Source organism: Streptomyces sp. NPDC089915, assembly GCF_040684675.1.
Lineage (GTDB): Bacteria > Actinomycetota > Actinomycetes > Streptomycetales > Streptomycetaceae > Streptomyces.
Map to the genome: position 1 here is coordinate 1 of NZ_JBFBGN010000108.1, position 24,261 is coordinate 24,261.

Annotated in this window: 19 protein-coding genes and 1 pseudogene; 7 read left to right on the top strand and 13 right to left on the bottom strand. The window is 73.8% G+C overall.

The window, feature by feature from the left end; translation table 11 throughout:
* Nucleotides 1–445: 445 nt before the first annotated feature.
* The 3 genes from AB0O29_RS26125 to thyX all read right to left on the bottom strand — a co-directional run bounded on the left by AB0O29_RS26125 (nt 446) and on the right by thyX (nt 4,136).
* A complete protein-coding gene (locus AB0O29_RS26125) occupies nt 446–2,131 on the bottom strand; it encodes a ribonuclease J (RefSeq protein WP_365155638.1) in 1,686 nt (561 codons plus the stop codon).
* A gap of 116 nt (nt 2,132–2,247) precedes the next feature.
* Nucleotides 2,248–3,147, bottom strand: coding sequence for a 4-hydroxy-tetrahydrodipicolinate synthase (gene dapA, locus AB0O29_RS26130; RefSeq protein WP_365155641.1), 900 nt, complete (start codon nt 3,145–3,147; stop codon nt 2,248–2,250).
* A gap of 248 nt (nt 3,148–3,395) precedes the next feature.
* Complete coding sequence (gene thyX, locus AB0O29_RS26135) at nt 3,396–4,136, bottom strand: FAD-dependent thymidylate synthase (RefSeq protein ID WP_365155644.1); 741 nt, start codon at nt 4,134–4,136, stop codon at nt 3,396–3,398.
* A 204-nt stretch (nt 4,137–4,340) separates the two neighbouring features.
* Between thyX and AB0O29_RS26140 the strand changes: the two genes are divergently transcribed.
* Nucleotides 4,341–4,583, top strand: a complete 243-nt coding sequence (locus tag AB0O29_RS26140; RefSeq protein ID WP_042814171.1) for a hypothetical protein — start codon at nt 4,341–4,343, stop codon at nt 4,581–4,583.
* Nucleotides 4,584–4,630: 47 nt separating this feature from the next.
* Complete coding sequence (locus AB0O29_RS26145; protein WP_365155647.1) at nt 4,631–5,185, top strand: PH domain-containing protein; 555 nt, start codon at nt 4,631–4,633, stop codon at nt 5,183–5,185.
* Nucleotides 5,186–5,262: 77 nt separating this feature from the next.
* On the opposite strand, the gene AB0O29_RS26150 is transcribed toward AB0O29_RS26145, so the two are convergent.
* The 6 genes from AB0O29_RS26150 to eccD form a co-directional block, all read right to left on the bottom strand.
* Entirely contained in the window at nt 5,263–5,712 is a 450-nt protein-coding gene (locus tag AB0O29_RS26150) for a hypothetical protein (RefSeq protein WP_365155650.1), read from the bottom strand.
* A 15-nt stretch (nt 5,713–5,727) separates the two neighbouring features.
* Nucleotides 5,728–6,480 carry a 4-hydroxy-tetrahydrodipicolinate reductase gene (gene dapB, locus AB0O29_RS26155; protein WP_365155653.1) on the bottom strand — a complete coding sequence of 251 codons (753 nt, stop codon included), beginning with the start codon at nt 6,478–6,480 and terminating at the stop codon, nt 5,728–5,730.
* A gap of 26 nt (nt 6,481–6,506) precedes the next feature.
* Nucleotides 6,507–7,886, bottom strand: a complete 1,380-nt coding sequence (locus AB0O29_RS26160) for a pitrilysin family protein (RefSeq protein WP_365155656.1) — start codon at nt 7,884–7,886, stop codon at nt 6,507–6,509.
* Nucleotides 7,883–10,102, bottom strand: a complete 2,220-nt coding sequence (locus tag AB0O29_RS26165; protein WP_365155678.1) for a polyribonucleotide nucleotidyltransferase — start codon at nt 10,100–10,102, stop codon at nt 7,883–7,885. The genes AB0O29_RS26160 and AB0O29_RS26165 overlap by 4 nt, the downstream gene beginning before the upstream one ends.
* Nucleotides 10,103–10,422: 320 nt before the next feature.
* Nucleotides 10,423–10,710: a 30S ribosomal protein S15 gene (gene rpsO / locus AB0O29_RS26170; RefSeq protein ID WP_008737721.1), complete on the bottom strand. Its 288-nt coding sequence runs from the start codon at nt 10,708–10,710 to the stop codon at nt 10,423–10,425.
* A 172-nt stretch (nt 10,711–10,882) separates the two neighbouring features.
* On the bottom strand, nt 10,883–12,352 hold the full coding sequence (eccD, locus tag AB0O29_RS26175; protein ID WP_365155660.1) for a type VII secretion integral membrane protein EccD: 1,470 nt from the start codon (nt 12,350–12,352) through the stop codon (nt 10,883–10,885).
* 223 nt (nt 12,353–12,575) lie between these two features.
* Between eccD and eccCa the strand changes: the two genes are divergently transcribed.
* Together eccCa and AB0O29_RS26185 are read left to right on the top strand one after the other, a co-directional pair.
* Nucleotides 12,576–16,553: a type VII secretion protein EccCa gene (eccCa, locus tag AB0O29_RS26180; protein ID WP_365155663.1), complete on the top strand. Its 3,978-nt coding sequence runs from the start codon at nt 12,576–12,578 to the stop codon at nt 16,551–16,553.
* 126 nt (nt 16,554–16,679) lie between these two features.
* Nucleotides 16,680–16,913 (top strand): DUF397 domain-containing protein, encoded by a 234-nt coding sequence (locus tag AB0O29_RS26185; RefSeq protein ID WP_030227593.1) that lies wholly within the window; start codon nt 16,680–16,682, stop codon nt 16,911–16,913.
* 82 nt (nt 16,914–16,995) lie between these two features.
* Here AB0O29_RS26185 and AB0O29_RS26190 read toward each other — a convergent pair whose 3' ends face one another.
* The 4 genes and pseudogenes from AB0O29_RS26190 to eccB all read right to left on the bottom strand — a co-directional run bounded on the left by AB0O29_RS26190 (nt 16,996) and on the right by eccB (nt 20,564).
* Complete coding sequence (locus AB0O29_RS26190; protein WP_365155666.1) at nt 16,996–17,304, bottom strand: WXG100 family type VII secretion target; 309 nt, start codon at nt 17,302–17,304, stop codon at nt 16,996–16,998.
* 58 nt (nt 17,305–17,362) lie between these two features.
* Complete coding sequence (locus tag AB0O29_RS26195; protein ID WP_365155669.1) at nt 17,363–17,704, bottom strand: hypothetical protein; 342 nt, start codon at nt 17,702–17,704, stop codon at nt 17,363–17,365.
* A gap of 46 nt (nt 17,705–17,750) precedes the next feature.
* A complete protein-coding gene (gene mycP / locus AB0O29_RS26200) occupies nt 17,751–18,860 on the bottom strand; it encodes a type VII secretion-associated serine protease mycosin (RefSeq protein WP_365155681.1) in 1,110 nt (369 codons plus the stop codon).
* A gap of 136 nt (nt 18,861–18,996) precedes the next feature.
* Nucleotides 18,997–20,564: pseudogene (gene eccB / locus AB0O29_RS26205) on the bottom strand (type VII secretion protein EccB).
* A 230-nt stretch (nt 20,565–20,794) separates the two neighbouring features.
* Between eccB and eccE the strand changes: the two are divergent.
* The 3 genes from eccE to AB0O29_RS26220 all read left to right on the top strand — a co-directional run bounded on the left by eccE (nt 20,795) and on the right by AB0O29_RS26220 (nt 24,246).
* Nucleotides 20,795–22,009: a type VII secretion protein EccE gene (gene eccE, locus AB0O29_RS26210; protein ID WP_365155684.1), complete on the top strand. Its 1,215-nt coding sequence runs from the start codon at nt 20,795–20,797 to the stop codon at nt 22,007–22,009.
* A gap of 71 nt (nt 22,010–22,080) precedes the next feature.
* Entirely contained in the window at nt 22,081–22,782 is a 702-nt protein-coding gene (locus tag AB0O29_RS26215; RefSeq protein ID WP_365155672.1) for a hypothetical protein, read from the top strand.
* A gap of 417 nt (nt 22,783–23,199) precedes the next feature.
* The gene (locus AB0O29_RS26220; RefSeq protein ID WP_365155675.1) at nt 23,200–24,246 is read left to right on the top strand and encodes an SCO5717 family growth-regulating ATPase; all 1,047 of its coding nucleotides are present in this window, start codon (nt 23,200–23,202) and stop codon (nt 24,244–24,246) included.
* Nucleotides 24,247–24,261: the final 15 nt, after the last annotated feature.

The window sequence follows — 24,261 nt, forward strand, 5'->3', positions numbered from 1 at the left end:
GTTGATTTTTGGCACGCTGTTGAGTTCTCAAGGAACGGACGCTTCCTTTGTACTCACCCTCTCGGGCTTTCCTCCGGGCTTTCGTTCTTTCTTCGCTTCCGACTCTATCAGACTCTTTAGAGTCTCGATTTCCTCGGCGCTTTCCAGGTCCTGCGCTTTCGCGCTTTCCCTTTCCGGCGGTTCCGACTCTATCAGACTCTTTTCCGTACCGTTTCCGGTCTGGATTCGAATTCCGATGGCCTTCGGGGGGCCTTTTCCCTTTCGGGTGGAACAGACTTTATCAGGTTTCCCCGGTCTGGATTCCCACCCTCCCCGGCACACCGGTCCGGGCACACGTGTGTGCGCCGTTCCGTGCGGGGTGGAGTCGTCAACTTACTGGAGCGGGGCCCCCGGATGCAAATCCGGTTGCCCCGCTCCGGTGATGCCGCTACCGCTGAGGTCCGGATCAGACCTCGACGACGACCGGGAGGATCATCGGGCGGCGGCGGTAGCCGTCGGAGACCCACTTGCCCACCGTACGGCGGATGAGCTGCTGGATCTGGTGCGGCTCGGCCACGCCGTCGGCCGCGGCGCGGGCGATGGCCTCCTCGATCTTCGGGATGATCGCCGCGAAGGCGGAGTCCTCGATGCCGGAACCGCGGGCCTGGATGTTCGGGCCGCTCGTGACCTTGCCCGTGGTGCTGTCCACCACGACGAAGACGGAGACGATGCCCTCGTCGCCCAGGATCCGGCGGTCCTTCAGGGAGGCCTCGGTGACGTCGCCGACCGAGAGGCCGTCCACGTACACGTAGCCGGCCTGGACCTTGCCGGAGATGCGGGCCTTGCCGTCGATCAAGTCGACGACCACGCCGTCCTCGGCGATGACGATGCGGTCCTTGGGGACGCCCGTCATGGCACCGAGCTCGGCGTTGGCACGCAGGTGGCGCCACTCGCCGTGGACCGGCATCAGGTTCTTCGGCTTGCAGATGTTGTAGAAGTACAGCAGCTCGCCGGCCGAGGCGTGGCCCGAGACGTGGACCTTGGCGTTGCCCTTGTGGACGACGTTCGCGCCCCAGCGGGTCAGGCCGTTGATCACGCGGTAGACCGCGTTCTCGTTGCCCGGGATCAGGGACGACGCCAGGATCACGGTGTCGCCGGGGACGATCCGGATCTGGTGGTCGCGGTTGGCCATGCGGGACAGGGCCGCCATCGGCTCGCCCTGGGAGCCCGTGCAGACCAGCACGACCTCGTCGTCCGGCAGGTCGTCGAGGGTCTTGACGTCGACGACGAGGCCGGCCGGGACCCGCAGGTAGCCCAGGTCACGGGCGATGCCCATGTTGCGGACCATGGAGCGGCCGACGAAGGCGACCCGGCGGCCGTACTCGTGGGCGGCGTCCAGGATCTGCTGGATGCGGTGCACGTGGCTCGCGAACGAGGCCACGATGATCCGCTTCTGGGCACCCGCGAAGACACCGCGGATGGCGTTGGAGATGTCGCGCTCCGGCGGGACGAAGCCCGGGACCTCGGCGTTCGTCGAGTCCGAGAGGAGGAGGTCGATGCCCTCCTCGCTCAGGCGCGCGAAGGCGTGCAGGTCGGTGAGGCGGTTGTCCAGCGGGAGCTGGTCCATCTTGAAGTCGCCGGTGGCGACGACGAGACCCGCGTCCGTGCGGATGGCGACGGCCAGGGCGTCCGGGATGGAGTGGTTGACCGCGATGAACTCGCAGTCGAAGGGCCCGAGGTTCTCGCGCTCGCCCTCCTTCACCTCGAGGGTGTAGGGGCGGATGCGGTGCTCCTGGAGCTTGGCCTCGATGAGGGCCAGCGTCAGCTTGGAGCCGATCAGCGGGATGTCCGGCTTCTCCCGGAGGAGGTACGGGACGGCGCCGATGTGGTCTTCGTGGCCGTGGGTGAGGACGATGCCCTCGATGTCGTCGAGCCGGTCCCGGATGGACGAGAAGTCCGGAAGGATCAGGTCGATGCCCGGCTGCTCCTCTTCGGGGAAGAGGACGCCGCAGTCGACGATCAGCAGGCGGCCGTCGAACTCGAAGACGGTCATGTTGCGGCCGATCTCGCCGAGACCGCCCAGCGGGGTGACCCGCAGGCCGCCCTTGGGGAGCTTCGGCGGCGGGCCGAGTTCAGGGTGCGGATGGCTCAAAAGGTTCTCCTTCACCACGCGCGCCACGTGCCCGTTCCGGCACGTGGCGCGCATGTCATTCGTGCACTTGCTCTTGTCTGTTTTCGGTTCTGCTTATTCAGTTGTGAAGTCCGTTGTCAGAGCTGTACCCCACCGGCGGCGAGATCGAGCTTGAGCTGGGCCGTCTCTTCCTCGGTGAGTCCGACCAGCGGGAGCCGCAGCGGGCCCGCGGGCAGGCCCTGGAGGTCCAGGGCCGCCTTGGTGGTCATGACGCCCTGGGTGCGGAACATGCCCGTGAAGACCGGGAGCAGCTTCTGGTGGATCTCGGTGGCCTTCTGGACGTCGCCGCCGAGGTGGGCCTCGAGCATCGCGCGGAGCTCGGGGGAGACCACGTGGCCGACGACGGAGACGAAGCCGACGGCGCCGACCGACAGGAGCGGCAGGTTCAGCATGTCGTCACCGGAGTACCAGGCCAGACCGCTCTGCGCGATGGCCCAGCTGGCGCGGCCGAGGTCGCCCTTGGCGTCCTTGTTGGCGACGATGCGGGGGTGCTCGGCGAGCCTGACCAGGGTTTCCGTGTTGATCGGGACACCGCTGCGGCCGGGGATGTCGTAGAGCATGACCGGCAGCCCGGTGGCGTCGGCGATGGCCGTGAAGTGCTGGAAGAGGCCTTCCTGCGGCGGCTTGCTGTAGTAGGGCGTGACCGCGAGCAGGCCGTGGGCGCCGGTGCGCTCGGCCTGGCGGGCCAGCTCGAGGGTGTGGCGGGTGTCGTTGGTGCCGATTCCGGCCACGACGTGGGCGCGGTCGCCGACCGCTTCGAGTACGGCTCGTACGAGGTCGTTTTTCTCCGCGTCGGTGGTCGTGGGGGACTCACCGGTGGTGCCGTTGATGATCAGGCCGTCGTTGCCTGCGTCCACCAGGTGGACGGCGAGACGCTGCGCGCCGTCGAGGTCGAGTGCGCCATCCGCCGTAAACGGCGTGATCATGGCGGTGAGGACCCGCCCGAAGGGGGTCTGCGGAGTCGAGATCGGAGCCATGGGTAACACGCTACTCGCTGCCATGCTCGCGGTGTCCCCTCGGGGGACGTCAACCGGGGATCCGTCGTCTGTGTCCTCCGGCGGTGGCCGGGGGAGGTGGCCTGGCTGTTGGATCCCGGCACTGCCTGCTCGGGGGTTCAAGCAGTGCCGGGTCCGTTTGATCAGCCTAGATGAACTTTCCGAAACGCCGCAATACGGACACTTGGGACTTGTCCCAGCACATCAGTACGCCACGCGTGGAACGGACCTTACGGGGCAACGCGACCGTTGCCGTTGAAGGCCGCGTAGGTCAGCGGCATGAGCTTCGCCCAGTGCTGCTCCATCTTCTCGCCGACCATCTCGATCTCCCGCTGCGGGAAGGAGGGCACCGTCGCCAGCTCGTGCTGGGTGCGCAGGCCGAGGAAGTGCATGAGCGAGCGCGCGTTGCAGGTGGCGTACATCGACGAGAACAGGCCGACCGGCAGGACCGCCCGGGCGACCTCGCGGGCCACGCCGGCCGCGAGCATCTCCTGGTACGCCTCGTAGGCCTGGCGGTAGCTGTCCTCCATGACCCGGCCGGTCAGCTCCTGCTGCGCCTCGGTGCCCTCGACGAAGACGTACTTGCCCGGACGGCCCTCCTGGACGAGCTTGCGCTCGGCGTCGGGGACGTAGAAGACCGGCTGGAGCTCCCTGTAGCGGCCGGACTCCTCGTTGTAGGACCAGCCCACCCGGTGGCGCATGAACTCGCGGAACACGAAGATCGGGGCGCTGATGAAGAAGGTCATCGAGTTGTGCTCGAAGGGGCTGCCGTGGCGGTCGCGCATCAGGTAGTTGATGAGGCCCTTGGAGCGCTCCGGGTCCTTCTGGAGCTCGTCGAGGGACTGCTCGCCGGCCGTCGACACACGGGCGGCCCACAGCACGTCGCTGTCGGCGGCGGAGTGCTTGACCAGCTCCACCGTCACGTCACTGCGGAAGCTGGGTTTCAGGTCGGGGGCGACGGTCTCGCTCACACGGGGTCCTTCCGAACGGGTCTTTCGAGGGGCGCGTTCACTCTACGGCGATCCGCGCCGCCCGCCCGCCAGGCCGGGAGCGCGCGGGCAGCTGACGGGGCGCCACGACTTTCGGCGAATGTCCCGGAATCCGGCACCGATCGGCCCGTTCGTTCGTCTAACGGGACGGAAGCACCAGCCCCCTACTCCAAGGAGTGTTGCCCCATGTTTCGCCGCCGGCGCGAACCCGTCCCGTTCGCCTTCGTCGCCGAGGCCGACCGATTCCGAAGCAACGTCACTCCGCCGCCGCGCGAGAGTCTGAGCATGACCCAGATCACCGCCCGTAGTCTGGTCGGGCTGACCGTGGTGGCGGGGCTCGTCGGCTCCCTGCTCTTCGGCATGCCCGCCCTGCAGCCCTACAAGGCCACCGGCAAGGCGCAGCAGTCGGAGGCCTCCGAGGGACGGTAGCCTCACGGGCACAGATCAACGAACGTGCATGTGAGTGAGGTCCAGCCGTGCCCCTGCCCTTCCTGACGGCCGACGGCGTCTTCGACGCACATGAGGACGAAGCCCTCCCCCATGCGGATCCCGAGCGCTGGCGGCGCCCCTACCGGCCCGGCCCCTGGCGGGTGGCCGGTGCGGCGCTGCTGCTGCTGGTCTCGGCCTTCATGCTGCTGGCCACCGTGATCATCGCCTTCGCGGGCACCTGGGCCGGCGCCGCCGGTGCGGGGGCGGCCTCGCTCCTCGTGATCGGGGTCGCGCTGCGGATCCTGCGCGCGGGGGTGTGGGTGAGCCCGAGCGGGCTGCGCCACGTGGGGTTCCTCTCGACCCGTTCGCTCCGCTGGAGCGAGGTCGAGGGGGTCCGCACGGTCCAGCAGCCCGTGCGCTGGCTGGGGCTGCCGAGGACCGTGCAGGGACAGGCGGTGACGGTGGCCGGGCGCGGCGGCGCGGGGATCCCCGTGCTGCTGACCGACCACGGCGCCGACTTCCTGTCGCGCGGTGAGGCCTTCGACCGGGCGGCCGGCCAGGTCGAGGCGTGGGCCGAGGAGTACCGGGCCGTGCCCGCCTGACGGTCCGTGAGCACGACGAGGGCCCGTACGGGGATCATCCCGTACGGGCCCTTCTCGTCGTCCGCGGCGTGCGGCGGCTACGCGTTGGCGTGCGCCCGGTGCAGGGCGATGGCCCGCTGCATGGCCTTGCGGGCCCGCGGGGTGTCGCGGGCGTCGTGGTAGGCGACGGCGAGGCGGAACCAGGTGCGCCAGTCCCCCGGCGCGTCCTCGGTCTCGGCCTTGCGGCGCGCGAAGACCTCGTCGGCGGAGTCCCGCAGGATCCGGCCGTACCCGTCCCGCTCCAGTTCGTCGACGGGCAGGCCGCCCTCGGCCTCCAGTTCGGAGGCGAGCTGGTTGGCGCGGGTGACGAAGCGGGTGTTCATCCAGAGGAACCAGATGCCGATGACCGGCAGGATCAGTACGGCGACACCGAAGGTGACGGTGAGCCAGGTGCCCTGCCCGATCAGCATCAGGCCCCGGCTGCCGACCAGGACGAAGTAGACGACCAGGACGGCGGCCGTGATGAAGTAGGTGATCTTCGCGCGCATGGTGCTACTGCCTCATCAGCCGAGGTCGAGGAAGTGTTCCAGGCCGAAGGTGAGGCCCGGGGTCTGCGTCACGCGGCGCACGCCGAGCAGGATGCCCGGCATGAAGCTGCTGTGGTGCAGGGAGTCGTGACGGATGGTCAGGGTCTCGCCCTCGCCGCCGAGCAGGACCTCCTGGTGGGCCAGCAGGCCGCGCAGGCGGACGGCGTGCACCGGGACCCCGCCGACGTCGGCGCCGCGGGCGCCCTCGATGCCGGTGGCGGTGGCGTCGGGCTGGGCGCCCAGGCCGGCCTCGGCGCGGGCCGCGGAGATGAGCTGGGCCGTACGGGTCGCGGTGCCGGAGGGGGCGTCGACCTTGTTGGGGTGGTGCAGCTCGACGACCTCGACGGACTCGAAGTAGCGGGCGGCCTGGGCGGCGAACTTCATGGTGAGGACGGCGCCGATGGAGAAGTTCGGGGCGATGAGCACCCCGGTCTCCGGGGAGCCGGCCAGCCAGCCGTTCAGCCGGCCGAGGCGGTCCTCGTTCCAGCCGGTGGTGCCGACGACGGCGTGGATGCCGTGGCCGACGAGGTAGTCGAGGTTGTCCATCACCGAGTCGGGGGTGGTCAGCTCGACGGCGACCTGGGCGCCGGCCTCGGCCAGCGTCTCCAGCTTGTCGCCCCGGCCGAGGGCCGCCACCAGTTCCAGGTCGGCGGCGGCCTCGACGGCCTTGACGGCCTCGGAGCCGATGCGGCCCTGGGCGCCGAGGACCGCCACGCGCAGCTTGCTCATGCTTGTTTCCTTCACTCCGTACGGGACTAGGCGACCGCTTCGTCCAGGCGGGCCGCCTGCTTCTCCTTGAGCGGGCCGACCACCGCGAGCGAGGGCCGCTGTGCCAGTACATCGCGGGCGACCTCGCGGACGTCGTCCGGGGTCACGTCGGCGATGCGGGCCAGCATGTCGTCGACGGACATCTGGTCGCCCCAGCACAGCTCGCTCTTGCCGATGCGGTTCATGATCGCTCCGGTGTCCTCCAGGCCGAGGACGGTGGAGCCGGAGAGCTGGCCGACGGCGCGCCGGATCTCCTCGTCCGTGAGTCCCTCGGAGGCGACCTTGTCGAGCTCGTCGCGGCAGATCCGCAGCACGTCGTGGACCTGGCTGGGCCGGCAGCCGGCGTAGACCCCGAAGAGGCCGGTGTCGGCGAAGCCGGAGGTGTACGAGTACACGCTGTAGGCCAGGCCGCGCTTCTCGCGGACCTCCTGGAAGAGCCGGGAGGACATGCCGCCGCCGAGGGCGGTGTTCAGCACGCCGAGGGCCCAGCGGCGTTCGTCGGTGCGGGCCAGGCCGGGCATGCCGAGGACCACGTGGGCCTGCTCGGTCTTGCGGTTCACCAGTTCGACGCGGCCGGCGGTGCGGATGCGCTTGGTGCCGGTGCGGGGGCCGAGGGGGCTCGCGTCCGCGTGTCCCAGGGCGCCGGCCTTCTCGAAGGCGGCGCGGACCTGGCGGACGACCTTGGCGTGGTCGACGTTGCCGGCGGCGGCCACGACCAGGCGGGTGGGGTCGTAGTGCTTCTTCCAGAAGCGGCGGATCCGGTCGGCGCCGAGGGCGTTGATGGTGTCGACGGTGCCGAGGACGGGGCGGCCGAGCGGCGAGTCCCCGTACATGGTCTGCGCGAAGAGGTCGTGGACCATGTCGCCCGGGTCGTCCTCGGTCATCGCGATCTCTTCGAGGATGACCCCGCGCTCGGCGTCGACGTCCTCCTCGCGGATCAGCGAGCCGGTGAGCATGTCGCAGACCACGTCGATGGCCAGCGGCAGGTCGGTGTCGAGCACCCGCGCGTAGTAGCAGGTGTACTCCTTCGCCGTGAAGGCGTTCATCTCGCCGCCGACCGCGTCGATCGCGGAGGAGATGTCGAGGGCGGTGCGCTTGGCGGTGCCCTTGAAGAGGAGGTGCTCCAGGTAGTGGGTGGCGCCGTTCAGGGAGGGCGTCTCGTCGCGGGAGCCGACGTTGGCCCAGATGCCGAAGGTGGCGGAGCGCACGGACGGCAGCGTCTCGGTGACGACGCGCAGTCCGCCGGGGAGGACGGTGCGCCGGACGGTGCCGATGCCGTTCTCGCCCTTGAGGAGGGTTTGGGTACGGGCGACGGCCCGCCCCTCCGAAGAGGGGCGGGCCGTCACACGGGAACTACGCGACGTCACTTGTCGGAGTCGTCCTTGTCAGCCTCGGCGGCGTCCTCGCCCTCGATCACGGGGACCAGGGAGAGCTTGCCGCGCTGGTCGATCTCGGCGATCTCGACCTGCACCTTGGTGCCGACCGCGAGCACGTCCTCGACGTTCTCCACGCGCTTGCCGCCGGCGAGCTTGCGGATCTGCGAGATGTGCAGCAGACCGTCCTTGCCGGGCATGAGGGAGACGAAGGCACCGAAGGTGGTGGTCTTGACGACCGTACCCAGGTACCGCTCGCCGACCTCCGGCATGGTCGGGTTGGCGATCGCGTTGATCGTGGAGCGGGCGGCCTCGGCGGCCGGGCCGTCGGCGGCACCGATGTAGATGGTGCCGTCGTCCTCGATCGTGATCTCGGCGCCGGTGTCCTCCTGGATCTGGTTGATCATCTTGCCCTTGGGGCCGATGACCTCACCGATCTTGTCCACCGGGATCTTGACGGTGATGATCCGCGGGGCGTTCGGGGACATCTCGTCCGGCGTGTCGATCGCTTCCATCATCACGTCGAGGATGTGGAGGCGGGCGTCGCGGGCCTGGGTGAGGGCCGCGGCCAGGACGGAGGCCGGGATGCCGTCCAGCTTGGTGTCGAGCTGGAGGGCGGTGACGAACTCCTTGGTGCCGGCGACCTTGAAGTCCATGTCGCCGAAGGCGTCCTCCGCACCGAGGATGTCGGTGAGGGCGACGTAGTGGGTCTTGCCGTCGATCTCCTGGGAGATCAGGCCCATGGCGATACCGGCGACGGGGGCCTTGAGCGGCACACCGGCGTTCAGCAGCGACATGGTGGAGGCGCAGACCGAGCCCATGGACGTCGAACCGTTGGAGCCGAGGGCCTCGGACACCTGGCGGATCGCGTAGGGGAACTCCTCGCGGGTCGGCAGGACCGGCACGATCGCGCGCTCGGCGAGCGCGCCGTGGCCGATCTCGCGGCGCTTCGGGGAGCCGACGCGGCCGGTCTCGCCGACGGAGTACGGCGGGAAGTTGTAGTTGTGCATGTAGCGCTTGCGGGTCACCGGGGAGAGGGTGTCCAGCTGCTGCTCCATGCGGAGCATGTTGAGGGTGGTGACGCCCAGGATCTGGGTCTCGCCACGCTCGAACAGCGCCGAGCCGTGCACGCGCGGGATGGCCTCGACCTCGGCGGCCAGGGTGCGGATGTCCGTCAGGCCACGGCCGTCGATGCGGACCTTGTCCTTGATGACGCGCTCGCGCACCAGGGCCTTGGTCAGGCTGCGGTAGGCGGCGGAGATCTCCTTCTCGCGGCCCTCGAAGGCCGGGAGGAGCTTCTCGGCGGCGATGTCCTTGACGCGGTCCAGCTCGGCCTCGCGGTCCTGCTTGCCCGCGATGGTCAGCGCCTGGGAGAGCTCGCCCTTGACGGCGGCCGCGAGGGCCTCGTACACGTCGTCCTGGTAGTCCAGGAAGACCGGGAACTCGCCCTCGGGCTTGGCGGCCTTGGCGGCCAGGTCGGCCTGGGCCTTGCAGAGGACCTTGATGAACGGCTTCGCGGCCTCGAGGCCGGAGGCGACGATCTCCTCGGTCGGCGCCTCGGCGCCGCCCTTGACGAGGGCGATGGTCTGCTCGGTGGCCTCGGCCTCGACCATCATGATCGCGACGTCGCCGTCTTCGAGGGTGCGGCCCGCGACGACCATGTCGAAGACGGCGTCCTCGAGCTCGGTGTGCGTCGGGAAGGCCACCCACTGGCCGCGGATCAGCGCGACGCGGACGCCGCCGATCGGGCCGGAGAAGGGCAGGCCGGCCAGCTGCGTGGACGCGGACGCGGCGTTGATCGCGATGACGTCGTACAGGTGGTCCGGGTTGAGCGCCATGACGGTGGCGACGACCTGGATCTCGTTGCGCAGGCCCTTCTTGAAGGACGGGCGCAGCGGGCGGTCGATCAGGCGGCAGGTGAGGATCGCGTCCTCGGAGGGGCGGCCCTCGCGGCGGAAGAACGAGCCGGGGATCTTGCCGGCGGCGTACTGCCGCTCCTCGACGTCCACCGTCAGGGGGAAGAAGTCGAGCTGGTCCTTGGGCTTCTTCGACGCGGTGGTCGCGGAGAGCACCATCGTGTCGTCGTCCAGGTAGGCGACGGCGGAGCCGGCGGCCTGGCGGGCGAGGCGGCCCGTCTCGAAGCGGATGGTGCGGGTGCCGAAGGAACCGTTGTCGATGACGGCCTCGGCGTAGTGGGTCTCGTTCTCCACTAGCGTTTTCTCCATTTTCGTCGTCTTCCGTCCGCCACCCGTGTGGTGGAGGACGTCCGCCCCGGCCACCCGTGTGGTGGGGGACGGTTGCGGAGAAGCGCTCCTGGCGTGCGGGCCGGTCTTCGATCGAAGCACCCGGCTCTCAGCCCCTTCCGTGGGGGCTTTCCGGATGCCACTACCGAGGACCGGCGGCGTAGGGAGGGCGCTCCTCCTCTTCAGTTGTGCGCTGTGACCCAGACTACAAAGGGTCGGCCGGGTCGCGCACGTACGGCAAAGGGAGCGGCCCCATTGGTGTGGGAACCGCTCCCTTCACAGTCTGCTTACTTGGCGCCGGCCGCACCGCGGCGGATGCCGAGGCGCTCGACCAGCGTACGGAAGCGCTGGATGTCCTTCTTGGCCAGGTACTGCAGCAGGCGGCGGCGCTGGCCGACCAGGATCAGCAGACCACGACGGGAGTGGTGGTCGTGCTTGTGGGTCTTGAGGTGCTCGGTCAGGTCCGAGATGCGGCGGGACAGCATCGCGACCTGGACCTCGGGAGAGCCGGTGTCGCCCTCCTTGGCACCGAATTCGGCGATGAGCTGCTTCTTCGTAGCGGCGTCGAGCGGCACGCTTACTCCTCGTATGGGTCTTCGTGGCCACCGAGTGCCCCAGGTCGAATTCTCTGGGGATCTTCCGTAACTCGGGAGGCGGGGTCCGCTGAGCGCAGCCTCCAGAAGGTCTCCGGGGGCGCGTACACAAACGGCCGTCACACAGCGTACCAGGCTGCCGGGTCGCGACGTCTCAGCTGGTGAGAGAACGGGCGCGGCCGTATACGTCCAGCACGGCCAGGGCCAGCGGGACCGGGCAGAGCAGGACCGCGGCCTCGGTGAGGTCGAGCAGCCTTCCCCAGAAGGGTGACAGGCCCCTGCGGGGGATGACAAGCGAGATTCCCGCGAGGAGGGCCGCGCCGGCGGCGACGGCGGCCGAGAGCCACAGCGTGCGCAGGCCCGGGGCGGCGGGGGTGTGGAGGGCCAGGCCCAGGACGAGCAGGGTGATCGCCGCGAGGCCGGCGGTGAGGGCGCAGACCACCTGCGCGGTGTAGCGGAAGAGGCGGGCGCGCAGCAGGACGGCCAGGCCGGTGGCCAGGGCCAGCAGGCGCGCCCAGGTGTTCTCGGAGGAGCCGAGGACGGCGGCGGCGCCGACGGTGACGGCCGCGCAGCCCCCGGTCAGGCCGAGGAGGAGTTCGTGGCCGCGGCGGGCGCGGGCGGCGACGGCCCCGGCGTCGACGGGGGCGGCGGCCGGGTCCGGGCGGCCTTCGCCCGGACGGTCACCGTACGGGTCGGTTCCGTGGCGGTCCGGGGTCCCGTGGCCGGGGTCCGTGCCGGGCGGCGGGTCGTAGCCGATGGGCAGGCGGGCGAGGCGGGCGGAGAGGCCCGGCAGGAAGGCGACGAGTCCGAGGGCGGCGGGGGCGCAGACGGCGGCGACGGCGGTGGCGGTGGCGTCGGTGGTGAGGGCGGCGAAGGCGGCGAGGGTCCCGGTGGCGGAGAGGAGGGCGGCCGCGACGAAGGGGGCGTCCCCGTCCGGGGTGAGCGCGGTCAGGGCGGCGGAGGCGACGAGGACACAGGCGCAGCCGAGCAGGAACTGGAGGCGGCCGGGCCCCTGGCCGGGGGCGGGGGCCACGAGGGCGGCGCCGGCGATCAGCAGGTGCGGCAGTCCGGCGAGGCCGAGGGCGGCGGCGGAGCCCCGGTCGCGGTAGACGCGGGCGCGGACCGCGGCGGCGGCGGTGAGCAGGAGGCCGGCGGCCGCGGCGATGACCCCGGGCGGGCCGTGGACGTCGTGGCGGACGGGGTCGGCGTTCCAGAGGACGAGGCCGAGCAGGACGAGGAGCACGGCCGCGCCGGACAGGCCGGCGCCGCGGAGCATGTCCTCGGACCAGCGGTGCCGGTCGCGGGCGACGGCGTGGGCGACGGCGTCGCAGACGTCGTCGAACACGGCGGGCGGGAGGGACTCGGCGAAGGGGCGCAGGGCGAGCACCTCGCCGTCGAGGACCTGCTGGGCGGCGAGGGTGCGGGCGCCGTCGAGGACGGTGCCGCAGCGGCGGACGAGGTGGAAGCCGGCGGGGGCTCCGGCGGGCTGCCCCTGGCCGGTGAGGCGCAGCAGTTCGGGGTAGACGTCGGCGAGGGCGATGTCCTCCGGCAGGGCGACGTCGACGCGGCCGTCGGGGGCCGCGACGGTGACCCTGCAGAAGCCGGTCGACTCGGCCGTGTTCACCTGCGTGACCTCCTGTCTCGGCGCCCGTCGGGCTTCCGGTTCGCGGCCGCGGCCGGGCGGGTGCGCCTGCCGCGGGCGCCACCGTACCCGTGCCGCGGTGGGGCCGGCGGCCAGTAGGATCACCGCCGCCGCCGGGCCCGGGAGGGTGAAAGTCCCCTTCCGGTTCCGGGACTTGGGGTGCCGGTCGCGGTGCTCCTTCCGTCGTTGGGGGGTTGGTGCTCCGGTGAGCCTGATCGTCGTCAAGCGTCCGCCCCGGACGCTGCCGCCCGGGGTTCCCTCGAACGAGGTGCGGCTGGAACCGCCGCCGGCGCTGCCGCGGGGGCGGCGGGAGGGGCTGCTGATGCAGTTGCTGCCCGTGCTGGGCATCGGCTCCTCGGCCGTCTTCTACTTCACGTCGGGTGCGGGTCCGTTCATGCGGGTCATGGGCGTGCTGATGCTGGTGTCCACGGTGGGCATGGTCGCGGGCCAGCTGGTCCGCCACCGGCGCGGGGCGCAGGGGGACATGGCCGACGCGCGGCGGGACTACCTCAGGTACCTGGCGCGGACCCGGCTGCGGGTGCGCGCGACGGCGCGGGCGCAGCGGGACGCGCAGTGGTACCTGCACCCGGATCCGGAGCAGCTGTGGTCGGTGGTGGCGGACGGTGCGCGGCTGTGGGAGCGGCGGGCCGGTGACGCGGACTTCGGGCAGGCCCGGCTGGGGCTGGGCGTCCAGCGGCTGGCGACCCCGCTGGTGGCGCCGGACACGGCGCCCGTGGACGAGCTGGAGCCGTTGACGGCGGGGGCGCTGCGGCGGTTCCTGCGGGTGCACTCCGCGCTGGAGGGGCTGCCCGTGGCGGTGTCGATCCGGGCGTTCTCCCACGTGACGTTGGACGGCGGGGCGGAGTCGGCGCGCGGGGCGGCGCGGGCGCTGGTGGCGCAGCTGGTGACGCTGCACTCCCCCGAGGACCTGGTGGTCGGTGTGGCGGCGGGGCCGGGGGCGGCGGCCTCGTGGGACTGGGTGAAGTGGCTGCCGCACGCGCAGGTGCCCGGGGAGGTGGACGGGGCGGGGACCAAGCGGCTGTTCGGCGACGACCTCGGTGAGCTGGAGGGGCTGCTGGGGTCCCGGCTGGAGGGGCGGCCGCGGTTCGGGCGGGACGCGGCGCCGCTGCCGGACCGGCCGCACCTGGTGGTGGTCCTCGACGGGGGCGCGGTGGCGCCGGACTCGGTGCTGGCGGGGGCCGAGGGGCTGCAGGGGGTGACGGTCGTGGAGGTGGTCGCGGGCGAGCCGGACGGATCCCCGCGCTTCGCCGGGGGGACCCCGGGGCGCGGCGGGCTGTCGGTGGCGGTGCGGCCGGGGCGGCTGCGGCTGGAGTCGGCCGGGGGGATCGTGTACGAGGGGGTGGCGGACTTCCTGCCGCTGCCGGCGGCCGAGGCCCTGGCCCGGCAGCTGGCGCCGCTGCGCACGGGCGGCGGGGACGGGGACGAGCCGCTGCTGGCGAACCTGGACTTCACCGATCTGCTGGACCTGGGCGACCCGGCCCGCGTCGACGTGTCCCGCACCTGGCGGCCGCGGCCGGCCGGTGAGCGGCTGCGGGTGCCGATCGGCGTGGGCGAGGACGGGGCGCCGGTGATGCTGGACCTGAAGGAGGCCGCGCGGGAGGGCATGGGCCCGCACGGGCTGTGCGTGGGCGCGACGGGTTCGGGCAAGTCGGAGCTGCTGCGGACGCTGGTGCTGGGGCTGGCGGTGACGCACACCTCGCGGACGCTGAACTTCGTCCTGGCGGACTTCAAGGGCGGCGCCACCTTCACGGGCATGGGCCGGCTGCCGCACGTGGCGGCGGTGATCACCAATCTGGCGGACGACCTGACGCTCGTCGACCGGATGGGCGACTCGATCCGCGGCGAGCTCCAGCGGCGGCAGGAGCTGCTGCGCTCGGCGGGCAACCACGCGAACGTCCACGACTACGAGAGGGCGCGCGCCGCCGGTGCCCCGCTGGAGCCGCTGGCCTCGCTGGTGCTGGTGATCGACGAGTTCAGCGAGCTGCTGTCCGCGAAGCCCGACTTCATCGACATGTTCATCCGGATCGGCCGGATCGGCCGCTCGCTGGGCGTGCACCTGCTGCTGGCCTCGCAGCGGCTGGAGGAGGGGCGGCTGCGCGGTCTGGAGACCTACCTGTCGTACCGGATCGGGCTGCGGACCTTCTCGGCGGCGGAGTCGCGGACGGCGATCGGGGTGCCGGACGCCTACCACCTGCCGCCGGTGCCCGGTTCGGGCTACCTGAAGTCCGGTACGGACGAGATGACGCGGTTCAAGGCCGCGTACGTCTCGGGCCCCCACCGCCCGGGCGGGCGGGAGCCGTCGGCGGGGCCGTCCCCGGTGGAGCGGGGGCCGGTGCTGTTCACGGCGGCCGCGGTGCCGGCGGTGTACGCGGCGGCGGATCCGGCCGGCCCGGCGGCGGGGCCGGATCCGGGTGGGGACGCGCTCGCGGACACGGTGCTGGACGTGATCGTGGCGCGGCTGGAGGGGCAGGGGCCGCCGGCGCACCGGGTGTGGCTGCCGCCGCTGGACCGCTCGCCCTCGCTGGACCGGCTGCCGCCCGCGCCGGGGCCGCCGGCGGAGCGCGGGCCGCACGCCGGGGGCCGGGCGCGGCGGGGCGGGCTGGTGGTGCCGCTCGGGCTGGTCGACAAGCCCTTCGAGCAGCGGCGCGAGGTGCTGCACCGGGACTTCTCGGGGGCGGCGGGCCACCTGCTGGTGGTGGGCGGGCCGCAGTCGGGCAAGTCGGTGCTGGTGCGGACGCTGATCTCGGCGTTCGCGCTGACGCACACCCCGGCCGAGGTGCAGTTCTACGGGCTGGACTTCGGCGGCGGGGGCATGGCGGCGGTGGCGGGGCTGCCGCACGTGGGCGGGATCGCCTCGCGGCTGGATCCGGAGCGGGTGCGGCGCACGGTCGCGGAGGTGGCGGGGATCCTGGACCGCCGCGAGGAGTTCTTCCGGGCGAACGGCGTCGACTCGATGGCCTCCTACCGGCGGGCGCGGGCGGCGGGCGGGCTGCCGGGCGAGGCGTGGGGGGACGTGTTCCTGGTGGTCGACGGCTGGGGCGGGTTCCGGGTCGAGTACGAGGGCCTGGAGCAGGTGGTCACGGACATCGCCTCGCGCGGTCTGGGGTACGGGATCCACCTGGTGGTGACGGCGGCCCGGTACATGGAGGTGCGGGCGGCGCTCAAGGACCAGCTGCCTGGGCGCCTGGAGCTGCGGCTGGGCGACGTCATGGACTCCGAGTTCGACCGCAGGGTCGCGGCGAACGTCCCGGCGGGGATGCCGGGGCGCGGGCAGGTGCCGGACGGGCTGCACTTCCTGGGCGCGCTGCCGCGCGTCGACGGCGGGCACGGCGCGGAGGACCTCGCGCGGGGCACGGCGGAGCTGGTGGAGCGGGTGCGGGCGGGCTGGACCGGTCCCCCGGCCCCGGCCGTACGGCTGCTGCCGAAGGTGCTGCCCGCCGACCGGCTGCCCGGCGGCGGGGAGTTCCCGGAGCGCGGGATCGCGATCGGCATCGACGAGACGGCGCTGGAGCCGGTGTTCGTGGACTTCGAGTCGGACCCCTTCTTCCTGGTGTTCGGGGAGGCCGAGTCGGGCAAGACGAACCTGCTGCGGCTGATCGCCCGGCGGATCGCCGAGCGCTACCCCCCGGACCGGGCGAAGCTGGTGGTCGGGGACTACCGGCGCGGGCTGCTGGGCGGGCTGCCGGAGGAGCACTTGCTGGAGTACGCGCCGGTGGCGGGTTCCCTGGAGACGCACATGGAGGCGCTGGCCGGGGTGTTCGCGCGGCGCCGGCCGCCCGCCGACGTCACGCCGCGGCAGCTGCGGGAGCGCAGCTGGTGGACGGGCCCGGAGGTGTTCGTGCTGATCGACGACTACGACCTGGTGGCCACGAGCCGGGGCAATCCGCTGGCGCCGCTGGTGGAGTTCCTGCCGTTCGCCCGGGACGCCGGTGTCCGCTTCGTCGTCGCGCGGAGTTCGGCGGGGGCCTCGCGGGCCCTGTACGAGCCGTTCGTGCAGCGGATCAAGGAGCTGGGCGCGCAGGGGGTGGTGCTGTCGGGCGACCCGTCCGAGGGTGACCTGCTCGGCCCGGTCCGCCCGCGCCCGCTGCCGCCGGGCCGCTGCCTCCACGTCTCCCGCAGGCGGGGCACCTCGCTGGTGCAGCTGGGCCGGATGCCGGGGTAGCGGGGCCGCGGCGAGCTGAGCCCGGGCGTTCGTTTCCGGCGGAAACGGCCCCGGGCCGCCCGTCGGCACAGATAATCGGCTGCGAAGACCGAGCAGCACCGCACGACCGACGGGAAGGGCCGCATCATGGGCACCCAGCAGGAGAAGGACGAGCTGTACGCGCTCGACATCAGCGGCGTCGAGTGGCAGGGGCCGCCCGGGACCAGCCCGGACGAGGAGCGGGTCGAGATCGCCAAGCTGCCCGAGGGCGCGGTGGCGATGCGGTCCTCGCTGGACCGTGACACGGTGCTGCGCTACACGGCGGCCGAGTGGGAGGCCTTCGTCCTCGGCGCCCGCGACGGGGAGTTCGACCTCACCTGAGGCGGCCGGAAACGGTGTGAGGGGGCGTGCCCGGCTGGCGGGCGCGCCCCCTCCGGCCTCCGTGCGCGGGGGTCTCTTCGCGTCAGAAGGCCTCGGTGAACAGGCGGGACGCCTTCACGTCGGTGGCGCGGTAGTCGTCCTTGCCGCGCTCGATGAGCCGGGCGACGGCCTCCAGCCGCTGCTGCATGTGGCTTGCGCGGGCGTGGTACTTCTTCTGGAGGGCGACGTACTCGCGGTGCGCCTCGCCGTCCCAGGTGTCGGTGACGACCTTCACGGCGCTCTCCATCTCCTCCAGGTCCTTGAGGATGTTCCGGGAGACGACGCGGATGCGGTCCGCCATCTGCTGGACGCTGTCGTACCGGACCCGGGTGTGGCCGTCGTGGCCGGACATGTGGTTCTCCTTCGCGCGGGGTGCTGGTGTGCCGGGGTGCTGGGGGCCGGGGCGGCCGTCAGAGGCGGTCGAGGCCCGAGCCGCCGCGGGCCCCGGCTCCCTCGCCGACCGAGGCGAACGCGGCGCGCACCTCCTCGTCCTGGGCGTTGGTGAGGTTCTTGGTCTGCGCCACGGCCTCGTGGAGCACTCCGAGCAGCCGGCGGATCTCGTCGTGGTCGAGGTTGAGGTCGGACTGGGCCCTGGTGAAGCCGTCGGCGCCGACGCCGGTCCAGCCCGCGCCGGCGGTGGCCAGGATGTCGGCCAGCTCCCGGGACTGGCGGGACACGGCGTCGGCCGTCTCGGAGATCCTGCGGGCCGCCTTGACGACGGGATCGTCGGCCAGTCCGAAGTTGTCGGTCATCCCTGACTCCTCGCTTCTCGGTTGCGGGTTCGCGGTCGCGGGCCCTTCACATCTCGCTCCTCACCCCGGTGTCGTCCCGGCCCCACCCCGGCCCGCGCCTGCGCCCGGCCTCGCGGACGACGGCGGCGGTCACCGCGATGACCGCGATCAGCAGGCCCGTGCCGCCCAGGGCGTACGCGGCGATGCGCCCGTCGCGCTCCCGGGCCGTCGCCGTGGGCCCGAACGGCACGGCCCGCGGGGCGGGCGCCGGGGGCGGGCCGGGGTCCGGGACGGGGGCGGTGGGCGTCTCGCGGTCGTGGGTGAGGGCCCGTACGGGGTCCACGACGCCCCAGCCCAGCTGGTCGTCGCGGCCGTTGACGGAGCGTCGGGCGGTGTTCTGGATCTGCCAGACCACCTCCCGCACGGTCCACCCCGGGTGTGCGGCGCGCAGCAGGGCGGCGACGCCCGCGACGTAGGGGGCGGAGAAGCTGGTGCCGTCGTCCACGCACTGGCCGGAGCCGGGGACGGTGGAGACCACGTCCACGCCGGGGGCGGCGACGCCGACGAAGTCGCCGGGCTGGGAGAAGGCCGCCCGTTCGTCGTTGCGGTCGGAGGCGGCGACGGCGAGGACGCCGGGGAAGGCGGCGGGGTAGGTCCGGCGCCTGACGCCGTCGCCTCCGTCGTTGCCGGCGGAGGCGACGACCACGGCCCGGGTCACGGCCCGCCCGACGGCCCGGGCGAGCTCGGAGTCGGCGCTCTGGGGGTCGGTGGTGTCCTGGGAGACGTTGATGACCTGGGCGCCGTGGTCGACGGCGTGGTCGATGGCCCGGGCGAGGTCGGCGGGACGGGCCGCGCCCCGGCCGTCGTTCTGCCGGATGGGGATGACGGTGGCCTCGGGGGCCAGGCCGACGAAGCCGGTGCCGGCCCGGGGGCGGGCCGCGATCAGCCCGGCGACCTTGGTCCCGTGGCCGACGGTGTCGTGGGTGCCGTCGCCCCCGGGGTCGAGGAAGTCCCGGCCGGCGGCGGTGTCGAGGGCGCCGGCCAGCTGGGGGTTGGCGCGGTCGACGCCGCTGTCGATGACCGCCACCCGGACGCCCGCGCCCCTGGTCCGCGCCCACAGGGCGTCGAAGGTGAGCCGCTGGAGGGGCCAGGGGCGCTCGGCGATCTGCCGCCGCATGGGGAAGGCGCACTCCCCCGCCCCGGCCGGGTCCGGCACGTACGCGGACCGGGCGTGCGCGGGGGCGGCGGGGAGGGCGAGCAGGACGAGGACGAGGGCGGCGGCCCGGGAGGGCCGGAGCACGGCGGGCCGCACTTCAGGAGCCCTGCGGCTGGCGGGCCGAGTCGGTGTCCAGGCGGGGTCCCTTGGAGAGGAACTCCGACCAGGCGGCGGGCACCAGGGCCGGGACGACCCCGCCGTAGCCGAGCCGGACCTGTGCCTGGCCGGGTTCGAACCGGCCGTCGCCGGATCCGCCCGGGGCCCGCGGCGCCCCGTGCCGCCCTGCGCCGCCGGCCGGTACGGCGTACCGCAGGCCGGTGTCGGTGACCAGGAAGAGGGCACCGCCGGCGGCGGCCCGGCGGCCCTGGACCTGGGTGTAGAGCAGGCCCGTGCCGGGGGTGACGTAGGCGCCGGTGCCGTTCGCGGTGGTGTCGACGGGGAAGCCGGGGCCGGCCCAGGTGCTCAGCGTCGGGGCGCCCCGGCCGTCGACGGACCGCAGGACGCTGCAGACGGTGTCGCGCCGCTCCCCCGCCGGCGCGGGCCCGGGGCCGGTGTCGACGGCGTTGACCGGGGCGCCGTGGAGGCGGGCCAGCGGACCTCGTCCCTGAAGGCGGTGACGCCCGGGCCGGCCCGCAGGGCCTGGACGTCGACCTCCCGGGCCCGGCCGCGCATGCCGAGGGGCCCGGTCGCGGGGGCGGCGATCAGCAGCCGGGCGACGAACTCCGAGATCCCGGCGACCCGGTCGGGCAGGACCACGTAGTACTGGGTGCCCGAGCCGGTCCGCGCGGTGAGCACCATGCCGACCCTGTTCCCCCCGCCGCCCAGGCCCGGTGCGGCGGCGGTGGCGCCGACCGTTCCGGGGAGCTGCGGGAAGCCGAGGTCGTCGCCGGGTTCGAGGGTGGCCAGCCACTCCTCGGTGACCGGCTGCGGGGTGGCCCCGGTGCCGACCAGGGCCGCGGTCAGGGTCCCCGAGTCGGGCCGGCCCTCGGGGAAGCGGTACTTCGTGCCGGCCGGGTCGACCAGGTAGCGCTCCCCGGCACCGCCGGTGCTGCGTACGTACAGCATCTGGCCGCCGGTGGTGCGGTGCGCGCCGTCCAGCAGGCCCGCCTCGCGGTCGGCCAGGACGAAGGTCGCGGTCCGCACGCCGTGGCCGTTGCCGCCGGGCCGCTGGCAGACGGCCCAGCGCTTGGCCCGCGCGGCGTCCCGCTCGGCGGGGAGCCGGTCGGGGGCGTACGGGATGCCGATGACGGGGCCGCGCGGGGGCCTGCCCCCGTCCAGCAACCCGTCGTCGATCCGGAACACCCTCGTGGAGCGGCTCGGGTCGAGCAGGAGGCGGGCGGAGGCCAGGTTCAGCACGGGGTGCAGCCGGGGCCGTGCCGTGCCGTCGACGTCGGTGGACAGCACCACGTACCGGGTCGTGGAGTGCTTCCCGACGATCACCATCGCGCCGGGGGTGTCCCAGCCCTTGGGCGCCTGCGGGCTGAACAGGCCCCAGACGCCCGCGCCGGAGACCAGCAGGGCGCCCGCGACCAGTCCGGGCAGGACGGTGCGCAGCGGGCGGGGGGCGTCCTCCTCGGTTCCGTTGGCGGAGGGGTGGAGGAAGGCGGCCACCGTGCGCCGCTTCGCAAAGGTGTACGCATTGAGCTCGTCGCGCCGGGACGCCATGACCGCCTGCTCCTCCCCGTACGGCCCGGCCGGCGGGGCCGGGTTGTCGGACCGGGGCCCTACTATGCCTCGTGACGGAGGGTCAGCGGACACGGTCACATCTGTCCGGACTCGCCTGATCCGTCCTTGAGTTCGGGGGAGGTGCGCCCGTGGGTGCGAGCGTGACGGCGGAGCGGGCGGGCGGGTCCGCTCCGGTGCGCGACGGGGTCTCACCGGCGCGCGGCGGGGTCGTGCCGCACGCGGGACCGGGCGCCGGGCGCTGCGGTCCGTTCCGATTGCAACAGCTCGTGCTCCTCCAGCTCGCCGTCGCCGTCCTGCTCGTGGCGCGGGCGGTGGACCCGCTGCTGCTGGTGCCGGCCGGGCCGTGCGCGGCGGCCCTGGCGGCGCTCGCCCTGGTCCGGCGCCGCCGGCGCTCGCTGCCCGAGTGGATCGGCGGTGCGCTCGCGCTGCGCGGGCGGCGGCGCGGGGCCGCCGCCCGTACCGTCCCCGCGGGTACCGAGCCGGGGCTGGCACCGCTGGTCGAGGCCGATCCGGCCCTGCGGACGTCGGCCTTCGGGGGCCGTGGGCGGCGGCCGGTCGGGCTGGTCGGCGACGGGACCTTCCTGACGGCGGTGGTGCGGGTCGACCTGGAGGACCCCGCGCTGCGGCCGGAGCGAACGGTGCGGCCGCTGCCGCTGGCCGCGGTGCGGGACGTCCTGGAGGTGGACGGGATCCGGCTGGAGTCGGCGCAGGTGGTGCAGCACACCCAGCCGGCCCCGGCCCCGCACCTGCCGGCGCGCTCGCCCGCGCGGCTCAACTACGCGCCGCTCCAGGCGCTGACGGGGACTCCGGCGGTGCGGCTGACGTGGATCGCCCTCAAGCTCGACCCGGAGCTGTGCCCGGAGGCGGTCGCCGCGCGCGGCGGCGGGCTCGTGGGGGCGCAGCGCTGTGTGGTGCGGGCGGCGGACCAGCTGGCGAGCCGGCTGACCGGGGCCGGGTTCCGGGCCACGGTGCTGACGGAGCGGGAGCTGACGGGCGCGCTGGCGACCTCGTCGTGCGCGAACCCGAGGGCGGTCGCCCGGACGGGCCGGCCGGCGGGCGGCGCACGGCGCACGGAGGAGACGGCGCGGGTCTGGCGCTGCGACGACCGGCGGCACACCACGTACTGGATCGCCCGCTGGCCCCGGCTGGGCGGCGACGGTCCCGCGCTGCCGCAGTTCGCGGCGCTGCTGACCTCGCTGCCCGCGCTGGCGACGAACTTCAGCCTGACGATGGCCCCGGCCGGGCGGCGGGGCGTGACGCTGACGGGACACGTACGGGTGACCGGGGGCGGTGACGGGGAACTGGTGGCGGCCCGGCGGGAGCTGGAGCGGACGGCGCGGGGGGTGGGGGCCGGGCTGGTCCGGCTGGACCGGGAGCAGGTGCCGGGGCTGCTGGCCTCGCTGCCGCTGGGAGGGGCGCGATGAAGGGGAGGTGGCCGTGGACGTGGACGTGGCCGCGTACGGGTGCGGGCACGGATACGGGCACGGATACGGGTGTGGTCCGGGGCGGGTTCGGGCTGATCGGGCCGCGCCGGGAGCGGCACGTGGTCGCGGCGGCGGACCTGGACGCGCTGGCGCTGCCCGTCGGGGACGACGGGGTCGTCATCGGCGAGGACGCCGGGGGGCGGCCCGCGGTGCTGGGCGTGAACCGGCCCGTCCCGTACGAGGTCACGCTGATCGGCGGCCTGTGGACGGCCCAGGTGCTGGCCCTGCGGACGGCGGCCACCGGGGCCCGGGTGGCGGTCGAGACGGGCCGCCCGCAGGTGTGGTCCGGGCCGGCCCGGGCGGCCGGCGGCGGGCAGGAGTGCGTCACCCTGCACGAGGTGGGCCGGGTACCGCCGCAGGGGGCCTCGGCGGGCGCACCGGTGCTGGTGGTCCGGGACTGCGGGGTGCGGCCGCCCCGGGGGCGGGTGGCGGCGGGGCCTTGGCGGTCGGTCCTGACGCTGCTGCCGTACCTGAGCCCGGCGGCGCCCCGGCTGCTGCGGAACTCCTCGCTGGTGGGGGTGCAGCGGGTGTCACCGGAGGAGGCGGAGCAGGCGGGCGCGCTGCTGCGGCTGCCGAGGACGACGGTGGACGCGCTGCCGACGCTGGGGGACGGGGTGACGCTGTGGTGCACGCGGGGGGACGGGACGTTCGTGCTGACCCGGGGGACGGAGACGGAGACGGGGCTGCTGGGGGCGGCGCGGCGGATCGACTGAGCGCGGGTGGTCGCGGCGTCCCGCCGGGTGCGCCGAGCCGGGCGCGGAATTCAGCCGTGGGTGGGGTGGGCCGGGTTGACGGCGGCCTGGCCGGCGGGGAATTCGGGGCGGGCGCCGGGGGTTCGGCAACCGAGCGCCGGGTGTGCTCGTCTGGGGAGTGGGTGGGGGATGCGGTGCGGGTCCCCCGTCCTCCCCGGACCGGAAGTACGGGCGCGGTCCGCCGACTTGTCGGCGGGTGCGCGCGGGGGGCCGCCGCCGGGTCGGCGGTGATGGTTGCTCAGGGCCCGAGGGGCCTGTAGGCAGGACGTGTAGGGGGCGCGACCTCCGGGGCTTTCGGGCACGGGGCGCGATTAGGCTGAGCGTGGGCGCGGCGTCTAGATGGGCGCCTGACCGGTGTTCAACGGAGCAGGAGGATCAGTGAGCGGCGATCGGAACGAGAGGCGCGGCGGGACGTGGGATGTCCCGACGGACGATCAGTCCGACGCGGAGCCCGATGTGACGGGCGAGTTCACCATCGACTACACCCCGCCGGCCTGGTACACGCAGAGCCCGCCGCCCGCCCCCGCCGCCGGAGTCCCCGGCCTCCCGGAGGGCAGCGGCTTCGAACCCCACCGCCCGGCCGCGGGTTCGGATCCGTCCCCCTCCGACGCCGGTCCGGCGGCGGGGCCGGGGTCTGCCTCGGGCGCCGTTCCCGTCCCGGGGGCGGAGGCTGCCTCCGGCACGCCGTCTGCGGCCCTGGGCACGGCCTCTGCGTCGCCGGTCCCGGGGGCAGGGGCGGTGTCCGGCGCGCCGGTTGCGGGGGCGGAGGCCGCCTCCGGCACTCCGGTTGCTGGAGCGGAGGCGGCCTCCGCCACGCCGGCTGCGGGGTCCGGGCCGGTCTCCGGCGCGCCGGTTGCGCTGTCTGAGCCCGCGTCCGCGGCATCGGTCCCGGTCCCGGGGTCTGCCTCCGGCGCGCCGGCTGCGGCCGCCGAGGCCGCCTCCGCTGCACCTGCCCCCGGGGCAGAGCCGTTCCCCAGCACGCCCGCTGGGCCCGCGTCCGCAGCATCGGTCCCGGGTGCGGGGTCTGCCTCCGGCGCGCCGGTTGCAGCCGCTGAGGCCGCCTCCGCAGCACCTGCCCCCGGGGCGGAGCCCTTCCCCAGCACGCCCGTTGCGGCCGGTGAGCCCGCCTCCGCTGCGTCGTGGCCCGGTGCCGGTACGGCCGCCGCCGAACCGGGCACCGCCGCCGCGCCCGTGGCGCCGTTCCCCGTGCCCGCGCAGCCGGACGCCGCCGCGCCGTTCGCCGTGCCCACCGTGCCGCCGATCTCCGTCTCGGTCGACGCCCTGTCCTCGGCCGTCGCCGAAGCGGCCGCGCCCGGGGCGGGGTTCGCGGTCCCGCAGCCGCCCGCGAGCCCGACGGCGAGGAACAGGCCCAGCGCGTTGGTCAGTACGGACATGGGAGGACCGTCCCCGGGTAGAGGCGCTTGAGGCGCAGCTCCTGCG

Coding starts and splice junctions, on each gene's coding strand:
- dapB (WP_365155653.1), bottom strand. CDS start 6,480: ATGAGCAAGCTGCGCGTGGCGGTCCTCGGCGCCCAGGGCCGCATCGGC.
- AB0O29_RS26195 (WP_365155669.1), bottom strand. CDS start 17,704: ATGACCGACAACTTCGGACTGGCCGACGATCCCGTCGTCAAGGCGGCC.
- mycP (WP_365155681.1), bottom strand. CDS start 18,860: ATGCGGCGGCAGATCGCCGAGCGCCCCTGGCCCCTCCAGCGGCTCACC.
- AB0O29_RS26140 (WP_042814171.1), top strand. CDS start 4,341: ATGTTTCGCCGCCGGCGCGAACCCGTCCCGTTCGCCTTCGTCGCCGAG.
- AB0O29_RS26190 (WP_365155666.1), bottom strand. CDS start 17,304: ATGTCCGGCCACGACGGCCACACCCGGGTCCGGTACGACAGCGTCCAG.
- AB0O29_RS26185 (WP_030227593.1), top strand. CDS start 16,680: ATGGGCACCCAGCAGGAGAAGGACGAGCTGTACGCGCTCGACATCAGC.
- dapA (WP_365155641.1), bottom strand. CDS start 3,147: ATGGCTCCGATCTCGACTCCGCAGACCCCCTTCGGGCGGGTCCTCACC.
- AB0O29_RS26150 (WP_365155650.1), bottom strand. CDS start 5,712: ATGCGCGCGAAGATCACCTACTTCATCACGGCCGCCGTCCTGGTCGTC.